We start from the raw sequence: 16,034 nt of genomic DNA on the forward strand, positions 1-16,034 counted from the left end.
CGGGCGGAGCAAGATCAGCCCGCGGCCTTCACCGCGTCGTCGACCAGCTGCTGCCAGGCCTTGTCGTAGGCCACCGAGCCGTCGTCCATGCCCTGGATGACCGACTCGACCGCGTTCTTGACCTGCGCGTGCTTCACACCGAGGAAGACCGGCTGCAGGCTCTCCGCCGACTTGGCGAAGATCTCACCGATCGGGGCGTCGCTGAAGAACTCGTTCTTCGCGCCTTGCACGGCGGTGTCGGCCTGGGCCTTGCTGTTGCTCGGCATGTTGCCGAAGTCGGTGAAGATGCTCGCCTCGGTCTGCGCGCTGGTCAGGTAGTCGGCGACCTGCGCGGCCTCCTTCGGGTGCTTGGACTGCTTGGGCACGGCCACCCACGAGCCGCCCCAGTTGCCGCCGCCGCCGGGCACCGAGGCGACGTCCCACTTGCCCTTCATGCCGTCACCGGCGTTGCCCGACACCACGCCGAGCATCCAGGACGGGCAGCCGACCGTGGCGAAGGCGCCCTTCTGGGTGCCCGCCGCCCACTCGTCGGTGAAGTTGCGCAGCTTGGCCGTCAGGCCGGACTGGCTGAGCTTGGAGGCGAAGTCGAAGCCCGCCTTGACCGCCGGGTTCTTGTCGACGATGAGGTTGTTGTCCTTGTCGAAGTAGGCGACGTTGCCGTTCTTGGCCGCCTCCTGGTACAGCACCACGTTGTAGAGCGTGTTCGTGCCGTCGGTGAACTTGGTGTCCTTCACCTTCGCCTGGAACTGCTGGCCGACCTTCATGAAGTCGTCCCACGTCGGCCACAGCGCCGCGACCTTCTCGCGGTCCGTGGGCAGCCCGGCCTTCTTGAACAGGTCCGCGCGGTAGCACAGGCTCATGCCGCCGATGTCGGTGCCGAGGCCGAAGATCTTGCCGTCGGCGGTGACGCCGTTCTCCCACTTCCAGGCGGGGTAGTCGGCCTTGCGGCCCTCAAGTCCGTACTCCTTCAGGTCGGCCCACCACTCGGGGTGCGCCTTGGCCAGGCCCATGCCGCCCTCGTCGATGCCGACGACGTCACCGGCGCCGTTGCCGGACTGCAGCCACTGGATCATCTGGGGCCAGTACTGCTGCTCGAACTGGTCGGTCAGGTGCTCTTCCTTGATTTGGATGTCCTTGTGCTCGGCGTTCCACTTCTCGATGGCGTTCTTGTAGCCGAAGTTGGAGCCGCCGCCGAAGGTCTGCACCCGGATGGTGACGGGCTCGGCCGCCGCCGCGGAGGAGGCGGGGGAGCCGCCGGCGGCCGGCGTGTCGCCGCTGCCGCACGACGCGACGGTCAGCGCCGCCGCGGCCAGGGCTGAGGCCGCGGCAAGACCGCGACGCTTGCTGATCATCATGGGAGACCCCTTCTCGGGTGAATGGTGGGGGAGGTGCACCGCGGCACGCGCTCCGCCGCGGTGGGAGTTTTTGGGAGCGCTCCCACAAAGGGTGCACTTACCGGCTGTGTCCGTCAATCCACCGAAACGGAACCGTTACCAATGGTGCGTTTTGCGCCCCAAAATCAGGATTCAGGGGCATGAAGGGCGCGAAGGGCCGTTTGGGAGCGCTCCCACCTCAAGAGACATCTTTCGTGCCGCATCAAGGGCATGTCGCCCGGACCCTCCGTGCTTGCTCCGGGTCAGGCCCGGCTGTCACGGAGCGTGACGGCCGCCCGGCACGTTCCAACGTCCGCCCTCCGCAGAGGGGATCGCCGTTCCTCAGCAGGCGGCGGCGCGCTCGCGCAGCAGGGCCCGCTCGCGGGAGTTGCGGGTCATCGAGGCCGCCCGCTCGAACTCCGCCCGCGCCTCGCCGCGCCGGCCCAGCTTGAACAGCAGGTCGCCGCGGACGCTCGGCAGCAGGTGGTAACCCTTCAGCGACGGCTCGTCCACGATCTGGTCGAGCAGGTCCAGGCCCACCGCCGGGCCGTAGGCCATCGACAGCGCCACCGCCCGGTTCAGCTCGACGACGGGGGAGCGGGCCAGCCGGGCCAGCGACTCGTACAGGCTCGCGATGCGCACCCAGTCGGTGTCGCCGGGATCGAGCGCGCGGGCGTGGCAGGCCGCGATGGCGGCCTGGAGCGTGTACGGCCCGGCCGCGCCCCCCGGCTTCTCGGCCCGCGCCAGCGCCGCCAGCCCGCGCCCGATGAGCAGCCGGTCCCACAGGGTGCGGTCCTGCTCCAGCAGCAGCACCGGCTCGCCGGACGGCCCCACCCGGGCCGCCGCCCTGGACGCCTGGATCTCCATGAGCGCGACCAGCCCGTGCACCTCGGGTTCGGCGGGCATCAGCCCCGCCAGCACCCGGCCCAGCCGCAGCGCGTCCTCGCACAGGCCGGGGCGCATCCAGTCGTCGCCCGCCGTCGCCGAGTACCCCTCGTTGAAGATCAGGTAGATGACCTCCAGCACGGACGAGAGCCGTCCCGCCAGTTCGGCGCCCTGCGGCACCTCGAACGGGACCTCCCGGTCGGCCAGGGTGCGCTTGGCCCGCACGATCCGCTGGGCGGCGGTCGGCTCGGGCACCAGGAACGCGCGGGCGATCTCGTCGGTGCTCAGGCCGCCGAGCACCCGCAGGGTCAGGGCCACCCGCGCCTCCATCGACAGCACCGGATGGCAGGCGGTGAAGACCAGCCGGAGCAGGTCGTCCTCGATCTCGTCGGGCTCGGGCGGCTCCTCGGCGCTCTCCAGCCGGTGGCCCAGCTCGGCCAGGTTGCGGGACATGCGCTCGTTCCTGCGGATCAGGTCGACGGCGCGGCGCTTGGAGACCGTCATCAGCCAGGCGCCCGGGTTGCGTGGCACGCCCGACTCCGGCCACTGCTCCAGGGCCGCGACCAGCGCGTCCTGGGCCAGCTCCTCGGCCAGGCCGACGTCGCGGACCAGCCCGGCGAGGCCGGCGATGAGCCGCGCGGCCTCGATCCGCCAGACGGCCTCGACCGCCCGGTGGGCGTCGGAGGCCGTCACCGCCTCGATCGTCCGGGGTGCCTCGGAAGCCGTCATCGGCACATGACACCAGCCGCCGCCCGGGGTCCGCAAGCCTCGGTCAGGGCTCCCACGTGCCCAGGCGCCGGCGCATGGCCCGCTCCCGCTCGACGTCCACCGGGTCGGACGAGGCCGCGTCCGGCGCGTCGGAGGCGTCGTAGACCCGCCACACGTCCAGCGCGATCCCGTCGCAGCCCTCGGGGACGGGCACGCGCAGGGCCCACTCGACGGCCTCCTCCCTGGACTTCACCTGGATCAGCCAGAACCCCGCGATCAGCTCCTTGGCCTCGGCGAACGGGCCGTCGATCACCTTCGCCCGGCCGCCGCTGTAGGCGATCTGCGCGCCCTGCGAGCTCGGGTAGAGGCCCTCGGCGGCCAGCAGCACCCCCGCCCTGGTCAGCGCCTCGTTGTAGGCGTGCATGTTGTCGACGACCTCCTGGCTGGGCACCGCCCCCGCCTCGGTCTCCGCGTTGGCCTTGCCGACGATCATGAACTTCACTCTGCCGTCCCTTCCCCCCGCGATCGCGCCGCGGAGCCGGTCTCACCCGAGCGTCGAACGGGCGCCCGCCGGATCGACACGCGGGGGCGGATCGTTCGTTGTCCAGGGCACGGTACCGGTCGTGCGACCGCGTGGCCGATGTGCCATCCTCGGCCCATGCCCCAACCCGCAGCAGCCGGCCTCCCCGCCAACCGGGCCCTCTGGGACGAGCGCGCCCGCGTCCACGGCTCCACGCCTGCCGACAGGTTCTACGACGTGGACGCCTTCCTCGCCGGTCGGCAGACCCTCTACGCGCTCGAACGCGGCCTGGCCGGCGACGTCGCCGGGAAGGACCTGCTCCACCTGCAGTGCCACTTCGGCATGGACACGCTGAGCTGGGCGCGGCTCGGAGCGCGGGTGACCGGCGTCGACTTCTCCCCGGTGGCGGTCGCGCGCGCCCGCGACCTGGCGGCCGAGGCCGGGCTGGCGGCCACGTTCGTGGAGGCCGACACGCAGCGGTTGCCCGAGTCGCTGGCCGGGGGCTTCGACCTGGCCGTGGCCACGTACGGCGTGTTGTGCTGGATCGGCGACCTGGCCGCCTGGATGCGCGGCGCGGCCATGGCGCTGCGGCCCGGCGGGCGGCTGGTGCTGGTCGACCTGCATCCGGCCTACCAGACGGTGGCCTCGCTCGACCCGCTGGTGGCCGACTGGCCCTACGGCGGCGGCCAGGCCCACCGCGAGACGGTGACCGGCACGTACGCCGACGCCGGGGTGGTGACCGAGGCCCAGGAGACCGTCCAGTACCCGTACTCGGTGGGCGAGATCGTCACGGCGGCGGCGCGCGCCGGGCTCACGGTGGCCGAGCTGGGCGAGCACGTCGCCGCCGAGCTGGACCCGCGCGGGCTGCTGACCGAGGGTGAGGACGGGCGCTACCGGCTGCCGTTCGGGGACTCGCACCTGCCGGTGCTGTACTCGCTGGTGGCGGTCCGGCCCTGAGACGCGGCGAGCGCGCGTCCCTCGTGCGGGACGCGCGCTCGAAGCCGGGGAGGTCAGCCCGCGTACTGCGGGTAGCCGTAGCCGACGACCTGCGACTTCGGCCGGACGCGCTCCTCCACCTTGCCGTTGCCGGTGTTGCCCTCGACCGTGGAGATCGTGCCGTTGCCGTTGTCCTTGACGACGAAGCCGACGTGCTGGATGGCGTCCAGGCTCTTGCTGCCGCTCCAGGAGAAGAAGACGACGGCGCCGGGCTTGGCCTCGGTGCCCCAGCGCTTGTTGGCGGCGAACCACTTGGCGTGGGCCACGGTCCAGGCGTCCCAGCCGACCTGCGGGCGGGCGCCGGTCTGCTCGCCGACCCAGGAGACGAACATCGAGCACCAGGCGGCGTTCACGTAGTCCTGGCGGCTCCCGCCGTCGCGGGCGACGGTCTCGGCGGCGCGCTGGGAGTCGGCGTACCACTTCTGGAACTTGGTGCCGCCGCCGTAGGCGTTCTCGGAGATGCCGACCTGGGCCTTGGCCACGGCCAGGACCTGTGCGGCGGTGACGTTGACCTGGGTCTCCCCGGCCCTGCCGGTCTGGGCGGCGGCCTGCGGCGCGACGGCCGAGTGGCCGGTGGAGGCGGCCGGGTCGACGCTGTCGGCGCCGGCGGCGGTGGCGTGGGCGCCGATCGCGGTGGCGATGATGGTCGCGCCGAGTGCGGCGCGGAGGTGGTTGATCTTCGGGGCACGGATGGGACGGTGCTTGGCCATCGAGGGCATTACTCCTTGCTTCCATGCCGCTTACCGGGTTAGCTGACGGGTTCGGACGTGGAAGCTGCCCTACGGCACCGAAGTGCCGATTCACCCCAAAGGACGTGGGTCCCCGGTTCCGCCCGGAGGCGGATTCAGCGGTCACAGGACGATCCTGTGAAATGTCTTGCGATGGTTGGACAAAGCCGGACAAACCGGACGTCTGCCGCGAGATGCCCCACAAGGTAATACATCGGGCAAGAAGAAGGCAAATGCCTAAAGGCGCAGCTAGGAGAGTTGCCCCCGCGCGTCGGCCAGAAGCCCCATCATGGCAAGGGATTCGTCAAGCGGCATGACGGCGCTCTCGGTCCGGCCCTCGGCCGTGGCGGCGCGCACCTCGCGCAGCTCCCCGGCGTACCCGTTGTCGGCCGGGTCGAGCACCAGCTCCTCCGTCTCCATCGACGGCCCCGACAGCAGCACCCGCTGCGGCGCCCAGAACGGCGCCAGGATGTCGGCCCGCATCGACGTGCCCACCACGCTCGCGTCGTTGGCGTGATGGGCGAGCAGGGACACGTCCACCAGCGCCCGCCGCCCGTCCGGGTAGAGCAGCACCCCGCCCGCCTCCGCGTCGACCCCGCTCGGCGCCAGCGAGCCGGTGATCCGCAGCTCACGCGGCATGCCGAGCAGGAGCTGCGCCAGCCCGAACGGGTAGATCCCCAGGTCGAGCAGGGCCCCGCCGCCCAGCTCCGGCGCCCACAGCCGATGGGCGGGGTCGTAGGGCAGCGCGAACCCGAACGAGGCCCGCACCGAGCGGATCTCCCCGAAACGCGGATCGGCCGCCACCCGCTGGATGAGCGGGTTGAACCGCATCCACATGGCCTCCATGAGGAAGACCCCGGCCGCGCGGGCCAGCGCCACCATGCGCTCGGCGTCGGCCACGCCGGCCGCCAGCGGCTTCTCGCACAGCACGGACTTGCCCGCCGCGATGGCCGCCTCGGCCACCTCCAGGTGCTGGGCGTGCGGCGTGGCCACGTAGACCGCGTCGACGGCCGGATCGGCGCACAGGGCCTCGTAGGAGCCATAGGCCGACTCCGCGCCCAGCTCGTCGGCCAGGGCCCGCGCCCTGACCAGGCTCCGCGAGCCGACGGCGGCCACCCGCATGCCGGGCTCGGCCACGATGGCCGCCCCCACGGTACGCGCGATGCCGCCGGTCGCCGCTATTCCCCAGGTGAAATCTCGCACGCCCGAGATCGTAGAGCGCTCAGGTCAGGTTGAACGAGTCGGGGTCGGGCCCGATGCGCCGCCCAGAGTTCATCGCGCCGATGGCCACCAGGTCCTCGGAGTCGAGGATGAAGTCGAACACGTCGATGTTCTCCTCGATCCGCGCCGGGGTGACCGACTTGGGGATCACCACGTTGCCGAGCTGGAGATGCCAGCGGAGCACGATCTGCGCGGGCGTCTTGCCGTACTTCTCCGACAGCACGCGCAGCGCCGGGTCGGCCAGCAGCCCCTTGCCCTGCCCGAGCGGGCTCCACGCCTCGGTCAGGATGCCGTTGGCCTCGTGGAAGGCCCGCATCTCGCGCTGCTGGAAGTACGGGTGCAGCTCGATCTGGTTGATCGAGGGCGTGATGTCGGTCTCGTCCATCAGCCGGGTCAGGGTGGCGACCGTGAAGTTGGAGACCCCGATGGCCTTGGCCCGGCCGTCACGGTAGATCTTCTCCAGCGCCCGCCAGGCCTGCACGTACTTGTCCTGCTCCGGAACCGGCCAGTGGATCAGGAAAAGATCTACGTAGTCGAGGCCCAGGCGGGCCAGGCTCTCGTCGAAGGCCTGCTCGGCCCGCCCGTGGTCGCCGTTCCACAGCTTGGTGGTGACGAACACCTTCTCCCGTGGCACCCCGGCGGCGCGCACGGCCCGGCCGACGCCCTCCTCGTTCTCGTAGGCGGCGGCGGTGTCGACATGCCGGTATCCGGCGCGCAGCGCGGTCGTCACGGCGTGCTCGGCGTCGTCGGCAGAGACCTGCCAGACGCCGAAGCCGAGCTGTGGTATCTGCACACCGTCGGTGTTGAGCATCAGCGAGTTCATACCCTCCATTGTTCACGTGTCGTTTCTTGCGGCTTAAGCAGGCCGGGTTAGCTTGTGACGGGTCGTGCAAGGCGCTCCACCGGCTGGGGGAAACAGAGTGGTCAGACAGGCGTCGGCCTGGGTGGAGTCTCCGCTCCAGATGCTGTGCGCCGTCGAGGCCCACCATGCCGGGCTGCTCGGCCCGGACACCGTGGTCGTGCCGCGCGCCGGCCTGCGCCCGCTGCGCGCCACCCGCAAGGAGCTGCGCCGCCTCGACCTGCCTCCAGGCCTGGTGCTGGACGAGCCGCGCGAGCGCATGCCGCGCCGCGTCCAGGCCGTGGGCGACGCGTTCTCCGGCAAGGTCCAGGTGCGCTGGCTGACCTCCGACCCCGGCCGCATCGTCGTCGTGGACGACGGCCTGGCCACGCTCAGGCTGCTCGAACTGCTGGCCGCCGGGCCGTACCGGCCGCTGCTGCGGGCGCGGGCGACGCCGTCGCGGGCGCGGGCCCTGCTCGGCCTGGCCGCCGCGCTGCGGCTGCGGATGAGCCGGGTCTCGGTCTTCACCGCGCTGCCCGTCCCCGAGAAGCTGGCCGACGCCGTCCGGGAGGCGGGCGTCGACCTCGTGCACCACGACTTCGCCTGGCTGCGCGCCCAGCCGCCGAGCACGCAGGGCCCCGCCGAGCGCACGGTCGTCCTCGGCACCTCCCTGGTCCGCAACGGCCTGGTGCACCGCGACCGCTACCTGCGCTGGCTGACCGACCTGGCCGGCCGCGAGCCGCTGGCCTACTACCCGCACCGCCGCGAGGACCCCGTCGACCTCGCGCTGATCAGGGAGCGTCCCGGCATCACCGTGCACGACGCGGGCGTGCCGGCCGAGCTGACGCTGCGCGGCCTTGACGCGGGGCAGCGCGTGCTCAGCCTTCCCTCGACCGCGATCACCTCGCTGCGGGTGCTGCTCGGCCCGCGCGGTGTCGAGGTCGAGCCGGTGGACGTTCCCGACGACTGGTGGACGAGCAGGGCGGCCCCCGACCTGCGATCGCATTTGACAGGAGCTTCCAGGTGAGGGTGCTGGCGGTAGCCGACTCCGACTCGTATCTGAAGTGGGCGGCCTGCCTGCTCGACGACCTGCCCCCGGGCTGCGACACGGAGCTGGTGGTGGTGCGTACCCCGATCGCGCCCTCGGCCGAGCAGATCGCGGCGGCGGTGGGCGGGCGCGCGGCGCCCCCGGTGCTCTCGGCGCGGTCCCTGCGCCGCCTGGCCGAGCGCACCAGGCCCGACGCGATCCTGGTCGGCTGCACGGGCCCGGTCGTGGACGTGCTGGTGGCCGACGTGCTGGCCGGGCTGCGGCCGGCGGGTCGGGCACGGCCGGTGTTCGTCAGCGGGCTGCCCGGCATCTCGGTCCCGGCCACGGAGAAGGCGTGGCTGTTCCGCAGCGGCTGCGACCTGTTCGTGGTCCACAGCGAGCGCGAGGTGGCCGAGTTTTCCGAGATCGCCGGGCGGCTCGGCGGAGGCGGGGCGGTCGGGCTGGCCCGGCTGCCGTTCCTGCGGCCCGGCGCGGCGGCCGGCGGCGACCGGGTGGTGTTCGCCACCCAGGCCAAGGTGCCGCGGGCGCGGGAGGAGCGCGAGCGGGTGCTGCGGGCCCTGGCCGAGCTGGCCGGACGCCGCCCCGGCCTGGAGGTCGTGGTCAAGCTGCGCGCCCTGGAGCACGAGCGCCAGACGCACAACGAACGTCACCACTACCAGCGGCTCTGGCGCGAGATGGGCGAGCCGGGCCGGCTGACGTTCGCGGCCGGGTCGATGCACGAGCAGCTCTCGCGGGCGGCCGGGTTCGTCACGGTCAGCTCGACGGCCGCGCTGGAGGCCGTCGCCATGGGCGTGCCGTCGCTGGTGCTGAGCGACTTCGGCGTCAGCGCCGAGATGATCAACCTGGTGTTCGAGGGCAGCGGCCTGCTCGGCACGCTCGACGACCTGGCCCTGGGCGACTTCCGCCCGGCCGAGCCGCGGTGGTGCGAGGCCAACTACTTCCACCCCGCCGGGCGCGACGACTGGGCGGACCTGCTGGCCGGACTGGCCGCGGAAGGGGGGCGGCCGCCCGCCCGCTCGCTGCTGGACGGCCCCGAGCACGCCGCGGCCCGCCGCCGGGCCAGGTTGCGGGTGGAGGTGCCGCCCACGATGTTGCGGGCGGGCTACCGGGCCAGGCGGCGGGTGCGCCGCTACCTCAGATCGCTGATCTGATCTTCCTGCGCAGCCTGGAGAGCGCCGAGGGCGGCTCGGCCAGCCCCAGCGTCTCCAGGCGCTTGCGCTTGAAGTAGCGCGGGTCGAACGCGACCCCCGACGGGCGCAGCTCGGGATAGGCGTCGGCCTGCATGCAGTAGCCGACCGCGCGCACCAGCGCCGGCAGGTCCGTGCGCGGCGGCCGGTCGATCACTCCGTCGGCGCCCAGCCGGGGCAGCAGGGCGTCCACGATCGTGGCCGGGATCCTGTTGCTGTTCTCGTACGGCGTGAGCCGGTCCAGCACCAGGCCGGTGCCGAAGGTGGCGACCGGCAGGCCGAAGTAGCGCATGGCGGTCACCAGGCCGGTGGAGAAGCAGCCCACGACCAGCTCGGGCCGCAGCGCCGCGAAGCACACCTCGGCCGGCACGCTCTCCCCGGCCACCGTCAGCCGTACCCCCAGGGGCTCGGCCGCCGCGCGCAGCAGTTGCGCGTGCCGGCGTCCGGCGGCCGGGTGCGGCTTGAACACCACGCTGGTGCAGCCGCGGGCGACCAGCGCGCCCAGCATCGAGGCGTGCAGCCCGGCCTCTTCCTCCGGCGTGACGATCTCCAGGGCCGACAGGTACTGGCCGAGGATGACCGCCTGCCCGGAGGGCATGTCCGGCGCGGTGGCGGCCACCTCGCGCACGACCGCGAGGAAACGCTCCTCGGGCAGCACCACGGGCGGCACGCCGTACTCGCTGAGCAGCAGCGGGGTCAGGCCGGGCACCAGGTCCAGGTGCAGCAGTCGCTCGATGCGGCGGGAGATCTCGGCCGGCAGCGGGTCGCGGGTCGGGCCGTAGCTCATCAGGCCGTCGGAGTAGACGGTGATCGGGCAGTCGCGCACCAGACCGGCGATCGTGCGCGCGGGCGGCACCGCGATCGACTCCAGCACCAGCTCCTCGACGTCGTCCAGGGCCAGGTGGGAGCGGATCAGTCGCTCGAACATCGGCACCTCGATGACCCGCGCCCGCCAGTCGGAGGGGTGCAGCGGGGCGATCAGGTCGTTCCAGGAGTGCACCTCGTCGAAGCGCGAGCGCAGGACGGCGAAGCCGGGCGCGCCGTCGAGCGGCACCGACACCTCGGGGATCGCCGCGTTGTTCGACACGATCAGCACGCGCCGGCCCGTGCCGAAGCGGCCGTCGTCGATCGCGGCGGCCAGCGACATGGCGCCGAACAGCGTCGAGGCGTAGAAGACCTTCATCAGGAGTCCTCCCGATCCCGGCGGATCCGGACGTGGGGGCTGGGGGGAATGTCGGGCACCAGGGCGCGCAGCAGGGCCTCCCGCTCGACGGCCATCCGCGACACCGCGTCGGCCACCAGCGCGGACGGCAGCCCGCGGACCATCTGCGCGCCGCGCTCCTCGAAGCGGGCCCGCAGCGCGGGCGTGAACCGGCCCGCGAGCTCCAGGTGGTGGGCCAGCAGCGCGCAGAAGTTGCGCGCCGCCTTGGGCAGGAACTCCGGCTCCAGGTCCTTGAGGACCAGCTCGAAGGCGTCGAAGAAGTGCAGTTGCCGCTCGTCGCCGATCTGCGTCAGCGAGCCGGACACCAGGCGCCGGTAGAACACCCCGGCCATCGACACCACCGCGAACGTGGCCGCCTCCCGGTGCAGCCGCCAGATCCACGGCCGGTCCTCGGCGGTGTGCAGCGAGCCGGGGAAGTGCAGCAGGTCCCGCAGCGAACGCCGGTAGACCCCGGCCCACGCGTACGGGTAGTCCACCATGGTCCGCACCCCCGCCGGCAGGATCGCCGCACGGGGGTCGAGCACCACGCCGCGGCGCGACAGCGGAGCCCGGTGCACCACCCGCTTGCGCCCCTCCACCTGGACGTGGTCCACCCGGACGAAGTCGCAGCCGAGCCCGTCGATGGCCGCCACCAGCCCGGCCAGGTAGCCGGGCGCCAGCCAGTCGTCGCCGTCCATGAACGTGACGAACCGCCCCGAGGCGGCCGACAGCCCGGTGTTGCGGGCGTCGGCCAGCCCCACGGGGGCGGGGTTGCGCAGCACGGCCAGGCCGGGCAGGTCGCGGGCGAAGTCGGCGATGATGTCCGGGGTGGCGTCCACGGAGCCGTCGTCCACGACGATGAACTCGAAGTCGTGCCGGGCGTTGCGGGCGAGCGAGGCGAGCGCGTCGGCGATGAAGCGCTCGCCGTCACGCACCGGCACGACGACGGAGAGAGTGGTCGGCGTCATGACTCAGACGGTCACCCGGCGCAGCCGGGCCTTGGGCGCCTCCTCGCCGGGGAAGACGCGCTTGACGCCGTCGCCCATGGCCTGCTCGATGATGCGGATGTCGCGGACGAGGTGCTCCAGCCCGGACGGCTCCAGCGAGGCGGCGTGGTCGGAGCCCCACATGGTGCGGTCGAGCGTGATGTGCCGCTCGACGCAGACCGCGCCCAGGGTGACCGCGGCCAGGGAGATCTGCAGGCCGCGCTCGTGCCCGGAGTAGCCGACCGGCACGCCGTAGCGCTCCTTGAGCGTGGTGATCGTGCGCAGGTTGGCCTCCTCCGGCGGCAGCGGGTACGTGGAGGTGGCGTGCATCATGATCAGCCGGTCGGTGCCGAGGATCTCGACGGCCTGGTCGATCTCCGACAGCGTGGACATGCCGGTGGACAGGATGAGCGGCTTGCCGGTGGCCGCCAGGGCGCGCAGCAGCTCGTGGTCGGCGACGCTGGCCGAGGCGATCTTGTGGGTCAGCACGTCCATGTCCTCCAGGAACTCCACGGACGGCACGTCCCACGGCGAGGCGAACCAGTGCAGGCCACGCTCGTCGCAGTACTTCGCGATCTGCCGGTACTCGTCGTAGCCGAACTCGGTGCGCTCCTTGTACTCCAGGTACGTCATCTCGCCCCACGGCGTCTGCCTGATCTGGCCCTTCTGCTCCTCGGGCACGCAGATCGCGGGGGTGCGCTTCTGGAACTTGACCGCCTGGCAGCCCGCCTCGGCCGCCACGTCGATGAGCCGGCGGGCGATGTCGAGGTCGCCGTTGTGGTTGATGCCGATCTCGCCGATCATGTACACCGGCTCGCCGTCGCCGACCAGCACGTCGCCGATCGCGACCGGGCCGAGCCGCGGACGGGCCTTGGCCTCGGCGACCGGCGGCTCGGGCCGGGCGGCCACCACCAGGTCGCACAGCTCGCGCACCGCGCCGGAGCCGCCGGGCCTGGTCAGCACCACGCGGGCGGCGGCGCGCACGCGCGGGTGCGCGTCGGGGGTGGCGATCGGCCAGCCGACCTCGGCCATCGGGCCCAGGTCGTTGACGTCGTTGCCGACGTAGGCCACGCGCGCCGGGTCCAGGCCCTCGATGGCCAGCCAGTCGCGCAGCACGATGCGCTTCTCGGCCAGGCCCTGCAGCACGGGCACGCCCAGCTTGCGGGCGCGGGCGGCCACGACCGGGTTCTGCTCGGTGGACATCACCAGCACCTTGACCCCGGAGCGGCGCAGCAGCGAGACGCCCATCCCGTCCGAGCGGCTGACCAGGACCATCTCCCGGCCGTCGGAGTCGATGTAGGCGCGGTCGTCGGTGTGCACGCCGTCGAAGTCGGTGATGACCGCGTCCACGTCGATCGGCTCGGGCTGGTCGATGAACGGCGCGAGGGCGCGCACCAGCTCCAGGTCCCCGGGGTCGTCGACCTCGATGGCGTGCTGCGGCGGCACCGGCTGCACGGCGACCTCGCCGAAGAAGCGGTGGCCGTGCTCGCGCAGGCCGGCGGTGCGCATGACGTAGAAGGCGCCGTTCTCGCGGAACTGCGGCTCGCGGTCCTGCCTGCGCTGCCGTACGGCCGGGTCGTGGTTGACGCCCGCGCCCGCGGCCGTCCACAGGAACTCGTGGGTGGGCAGCCCGGACACGACCGAGTCGGCCTCGCCGTCCAGGACCCTGCGCACGGCGGCCGACAGGTCGGCCGGGTCGATGAACGCGCTGGTGCACTGGACGAGCACGACCACCTCGGGGTCCTCGCCGAGGGCGTCGAGGGCGTGCAGCACGGCCGACTCGCTGGAGGCGGTCGCGCCGCTCAGCTCCTCGGGCCGCTGCACCACGACCGCCCCCGCCGCGCGGGCGGTCTCGGCGATCTGCGGGTGGTCGGTGCTGACCACGACCTGGTCCACGAGCTCGGCCCGCAGGCACGCCCGTACCGCGCGGGTGACCAGCGGGACGCCCCCGACCAGGGCGAGGTTCTTCAGGGGTACGCCCGCCGAACCTCCGCGGGCGGGAACAACGGCCAAGACTCGCAAGTGTCTTCTCCTCAGTGCGTGGGATCGCACCCAGAAGCTAGAGGCCGGGATTGAACGGGCAGCGTCACCGCCATTAACTTTCCATGGGGATCCGGTAGAGCAACTCTGGCCGGCCGACCCCGCCGTACTGCGGCACGCGCACCGCCATCCCCAGCTCGACCAGGTGTTCCAGGTAGCGGCGGGCGGTCACCCGCGACACCCCCACGGCCTCGGCGACGCTCTGCGCGGAGCTGCCGCCGGGCCGCTCGCGCAGCCGGGCCGACACGGCGTCGAGGGTGTCGCGGGCCAGCCCTTTGGGCAGCTCGGAGGGGCCGCGCAGGGTGCCGAGCACCCGGTCCACGTCGCCCTGGGCGACGATCACGCCGGTGTCCTGCCTGAACCGGGCGTAACGCGTCAGCTTCTCGGCCAGGGTCGCGTAGGTGAACGGCTTGAGAAGGTACTGCGAGACGCCCAGCGACACCGCCGAACGGACCATGGCCAGGTCGCGCGCGGAGGTGACGGCGATGACGTCGCACAGCAGCCCGCCGGCCCGCACCGCGCGGCACACCTCCAGGCCGTGCATGTCGGGCAGGTACAGGTCGAGCAGGATGAGGTCGACGGGCCGCCCGCGCAGGAACCGCAACGCCTCGCCGCCCGAGCGGGCCACCCCGGCCACCTCGAAGCCGGCCACCCGCTCGACGTAGACCCGGTTGGCCTCGGCCGTGATCCCCTCGTCCTCCACGATCAGCACGGAGACCGCCCCACCCGGCCCGCTCATCGCACCCGCTCCGGGACCGGCAGGCGCACGGTGAACGCCGATCCGGCCACGTCGATCGTGCCGCCGAGGCGGCGCACCGCCTGCCCGACCAGCGCCAGCCCGAGCCCGTGGCCGTCGCCCTTGGTGGTCCAGCCCTTCGCGAACGCCTCCGGCGCGGTCAGCCCCGGCCCGTCGTCGGCCACCCTGATCACCACCCCGTCCCGGTCCGCGCTCAGGCGCACCTCGACCCTGGTGGCCGCGTCGAGGGCGTTGTCGACCAGGTTGCCGACGATCGTCACCAGGTCGCGCGGGTCCAGGCCCAGGTCGTCCAGGTCGCTGTCCGGCGTCAGCACCAGCTCGCCGCCGCGCTCGGCCGCCTCGGCGCTCTTGCCGAGCAGCAGCGCGGCCAGCACCGGCTCGCGCACCGCGCCCACCACCCGGTCGGTCAGCTCCTGCGCCGCGCGCAGCTCCGCCGTGCCCAGCGCGACCGCCTGCTCGGTGCGTCCCAGCTCGACCAGCGTGATCACGGTGTGCAGCCGGTTGGCGGCCTCGTGCGCGGCCGAGCGCAGCGAGTCGGCGAAGCCGCGCTCGGCGTCGAGCTGCCCGGCCAGCGCCTGCAGCTCGGTGTGGTCGCGTACGGTCACCACCGTGCCGAGCCTGCTGGCCGCGCTGTTGACGGCCAGCACCCGGTCGCCGGCCAGGTGCACGCGTTCCTCGTGGCCCTCCAGCAGCGCCGACAGGCCCAGCTCGGCCACGTGCCGGCCCTCGGCGTCCGGCGGCAGGTCCAGGAGCTGCCGGGCGGCGTCGTTGCAGAGCGTCAGCGTGCCGTCGCCGCCGACCAGCAGCAGGCCCTCCCGCACGGCGTGCAGGACGGCGTCGTGGTGGTCGTGGATGCGGCCCAGCTCCACCGGGCCGAGCCCGTGGGTCTGGCGGCGCAGCCGTACGGTGACCAGCCACGTCCCGGCCGAGCCCAGGCCGAGCGCCAGCGCGGCGACCAGGCCGCTCCAGGCGAGCTGGTCGCGCAGCCTGGCGCTGATCCGGTCGATCGTGATGCCCGCGCTGACCAGGGCCCGCACCCGGCCCCCGGACCACACGGGCGTCACGGCCCGCTTCGAGGGGCCGAGCGTGCCGGTGTAGGTCTCGACGAAGGTCTCACCGGCCAGCGCCCGCCCGGTGTGGCCGAGGAAACGTCTGCCGATCTCGGCCGGGTTCGGGTGGGTGTAGCGGGTGCCGTCCGGCTTCATGATGGTGACGAAGTCGACGCCCGTCTGCTCGCGCACCCGTTCGGCGTACGGCTGCAGCGCCAGGGTCGGTTCCGGGTCGTCCAGGGCGGCGGCCACGCCCGGCGCGGCGGCCACGCTGACCGCCACGGCCCTGGCCGTGGCGCCCGCCTCCTCGGTGAGCAGGCGATGGGCCTGCACCAGCGCGAGCACCGCGCAGCCGGTGACGGCGACCGCGACCACGAGCAACTGCAGGACCAGCATCTGGCCCGCCAGGCTCCAGCGGCGCATGAGCCTCCCCTCGCGTGAACGAAACTTACTCAATCGTGACGTGGGTCACAGTGAGGCGCATAGTCGCACGGCCA

Annotated in this window: 14 protein-coding genes and 1 riboswitch; of the genes, 3 read left to right on the forward strand and 11 right to left on the reverse strand. The window is 72.8% G+C overall.

Annotated elements, in window-relative coordinates:
* Nucleotides 1–14: 14 nt before the first annotated feature.
* The 3 genes from ABZ815_RS09610 to ABZ815_RS09620 form a co-directional block, all read right to left on the reverse strand.
* Nucleotides 15–1,355: an extracellular solute-binding protein gene (locus ABZ815_RS09610; protein ID WP_357695867.1), complete on the reverse strand. Its 1,341-nt coding sequence runs from the start codon at nt 1,353–1,355 to the stop codon at nt 15–17.
* A 360-nt stretch (nt 1,356–1,715) separates the two neighbouring features.
* Nucleotides 1,716–2,987, reverse strand: coding sequence for an RNA polymerase sigma factor (locus tag ABZ815_RS09615; RefSeq protein WP_357695869.1), 1,272 nt, complete (start codon nt 2,985–2,987; stop codon nt 1,716–1,718).
* A gap of 43 nt (nt 2,988–3,030) precedes the next feature.
* Nucleotides 3,031–3,459, reverse strand: a complete 429-nt coding sequence (locus ABZ815_RS09620) for a YciI family protein (protein WP_357696077.1) — start codon at nt 3,457–3,459, stop codon at nt 3,031–3,033.
* Between the two features lie 165 nt (nt 3,460–3,624).
* On the opposite strand from ABZ815_RS09620, the gene ABZ815_RS09625 reads away from it, so the two are divergent.
* Nucleotides 3,625–4,443: a class I SAM-dependent methyltransferase gene (locus tag ABZ815_RS09625; RefSeq protein ID WP_357695871.1), complete on the forward strand. Its 819-nt coding sequence runs from the start codon at nt 3,625–3,627 to the stop codon at nt 4,441–4,443.
* A 53-nt stretch (nt 4,444–4,496) separates the two neighbouring features.
* Here ABZ815_RS09625 and ABZ815_RS09630 read toward each other — a convergent pair whose 3' ends face one another.
* The 3 genes from ABZ815_RS09630 to ABZ815_RS09640 all read right to left on the reverse strand — a co-directional run bounded on the left by ABZ815_RS09630 (nt 4,497) and on the right by ABZ815_RS09640 (nt 7,254).
* Complete coding sequence (locus tag ABZ815_RS09630; protein ID WP_357695873.1) at nt 4,497–5,192, reverse strand: CHAP domain-containing protein; 696 nt, start codon at nt 5,190–5,192, stop codon at nt 4,497–4,499.
* Between the two features lie 12 nt (nt 5,193–5,204).
* A riboswitch (cyclic di-AMP (ydaO/yuaA leader) is annotated at nt 5,205–5,342 on the reverse strand.
* Between the two features lie 117 nt (nt 5,343–5,459).
* The gene (locus ABZ815_RS09635; protein WP_357695875.1) at nt 5,460–6,413 is read right to left on the reverse strand and encodes a Gfo/Idh/MocA family oxidoreductase; all 954 of its coding nucleotides are present in this window, start codon (nt 6,411–6,413) and stop codon (nt 5,460–5,462) included.
* A gap of 19 nt (nt 6,414–6,432) precedes the next feature.
* Entirely contained in the window at nt 6,433–7,254 is an 822-nt protein-coding gene (locus tag ABZ815_RS09640; RefSeq protein ID WP_357695877.1) for an aldo/keto reductase, read from the reverse strand.
* Between the two features lie 97 nt (nt 7,255–7,351).
* Between ABZ815_RS09640 and ABZ815_RS09645 the strand changes: the two genes are divergently transcribed.
* Entirely contained in the window at nt 7,352–8,296 is a 945-nt protein-coding gene (locus tag ABZ815_RS09645; protein WP_357695879.1) for a hypothetical protein, read from the forward strand.
* Complete coding sequence (locus tag ABZ815_RS09650; RefSeq protein ID WP_357695881.1) at nt 8,293–9,468, forward strand: DUF6716 putative glycosyltransferase; 1,176 nt, start codon at nt 8,293–8,295, stop codon at nt 9,466–9,468. Before ABZ815_RS09645 ends, ABZ815_RS09650 begins: the two co-directional genes overlap by 4 nt.
* Here the strand turns inward: ABZ815_RS09650 and ABZ815_RS09655 are convergent.
* From ABZ815_RS09655 to ABZ815_RS09675, 5 genes are all read right to left on the reverse strand, one after another.
* On the reverse strand, nt 9,452–10,687 hold the full coding sequence (locus ABZ815_RS09655) for a polysialyltransferase family glycosyltransferase (RefSeq protein ID WP_357695883.1): 1,236 nt from the start codon (nt 10,685–10,687) through the stop codon (nt 9,452–9,454). The two genes, ABZ815_RS09650 and ABZ815_RS09655, sit on opposite strands and share 17 nt — an antisense overlap.
* Entirely contained in the window at nt 10,687–11,673 is a 987-nt protein-coding gene (locus ABZ815_RS09660; RefSeq protein ID WP_357695885.1) for a glycosyltransferase family 2 protein, read from the reverse strand. Before ABZ815_RS09660 ends, ABZ815_RS09655 begins: the two co-directional genes overlap by 1 nt.
* 3 nt (nt 11,674–11,676) lie before the next feature.
* Complete coding sequence (locus tag ABZ815_RS09665; protein ID WP_357695887.1) at nt 11,677–13,704, reverse strand: N-acetylneuraminate synthase family protein; 2,028 nt, start codon at nt 13,702–13,704, stop codon at nt 11,677–11,679.
* An 82-nt stretch (nt 13,705–13,786) separates the two neighbouring features.
* On the reverse strand, nt 13,787–14,470 hold the full coding sequence (locus tag ABZ815_RS09670; RefSeq protein ID WP_357695889.1) for a response regulator: 684 nt from the start codon (nt 14,468–14,470) through the stop codon (nt 13,787–13,789).
* A complete protein-coding gene (locus tag ABZ815_RS09675) occupies nt 14,467–15,960 on the reverse strand; it encodes an ATP-binding protein (RefSeq protein WP_357695891.1) in 1,494 nt (497 codons plus the stop codon). Before ABZ815_RS09675 ends, ABZ815_RS09670 begins: the two co-directional genes overlap by 4 nt.
* Nucleotides 15,961–16,034 lie beyond the last annotated feature (74 nt).

It is taken from the genome of Nonomuraea sp. NPDC047529 (assembly GCF_040642995.1).
Taxonomy (GTDB): domain Bacteria; phylum Actinomycetota; class Actinomycetes; order Streptosporangiales; family Streptosporangiaceae; genus Nonomuraea.

Bases quoted from the DNA above. Each gene is read 5' to 3' on its own strand.
- ABZ815_RS09610 (WP_357695867.1), bottom strand. From the start codon at position 1,355: ATGATGATCAGCAAGCGTCGCGGTCTTGCCGCGGCCTCAGCCCTGGCC.
- ABZ815_RS09615 (WP_357695869.1), bottom strand. From the start codon at position 2,987: ATGACGGCTTCCGAGGCACCCCGGACGATCGAGGCGGTGACGGCCTCC.
- ABZ815_RS09620 (WP_357696077.1), bottom strand. From the start codon at position 3,459: ATGATCGTCGGCAAGGCCAACGCGGAGACCGAGGCGGGGGCGGTGCCC.
- ABZ815_RS09625 (WP_357695871.1), top strand. From the start codon at position 3,625: ATGCCCCAACCCGCAGCAGCCGGCCTCCCCGCCAACCGGGCCCTCTGG.
- ABZ815_RS09630 (WP_357695873.1), bottom strand. From the start codon at position 5,192: ATGGCCAAGCACCGTCCCATCCGTGCCCCGAAGATCAACCACCTCCGC.
- ABZ815_RS09640 (WP_357695877.1), bottom strand. From the start codon at position 7,254: ATGAACTCGCTGATGCTCAACACCGACGGTGTGCAGATACCACAGCTC.
- ABZ815_RS09655 (WP_357695883.1), bottom strand. From the start codon at position 10,687: ATGAAGGTCTTCTACGCCTCGACGCTGTTCGGCGCCATGTCGCTGGCC.
- ABZ815_RS09660 (WP_357695885.1), bottom strand. From the start codon at position 11,673: ATGACGCCGACCACTCTCTCCGTCGTCGTGCCGGTGCGTGACGGCGAG.
- ABZ815_RS09670 (WP_357695889.1), bottom strand. From the start codon at position 14,470: ATGAGCGGGCCGGGTGGGGCGGTCTCCGTGCTGATCGTGGAGGACGAG.
- ABZ815_RS09675 (WP_357695891.1), bottom strand. From the start codon at position 15,960: ATGCGCCGCTGGAGCCTGGCGGGCCAGATGCTGGTCCTGCAGTTGCTC.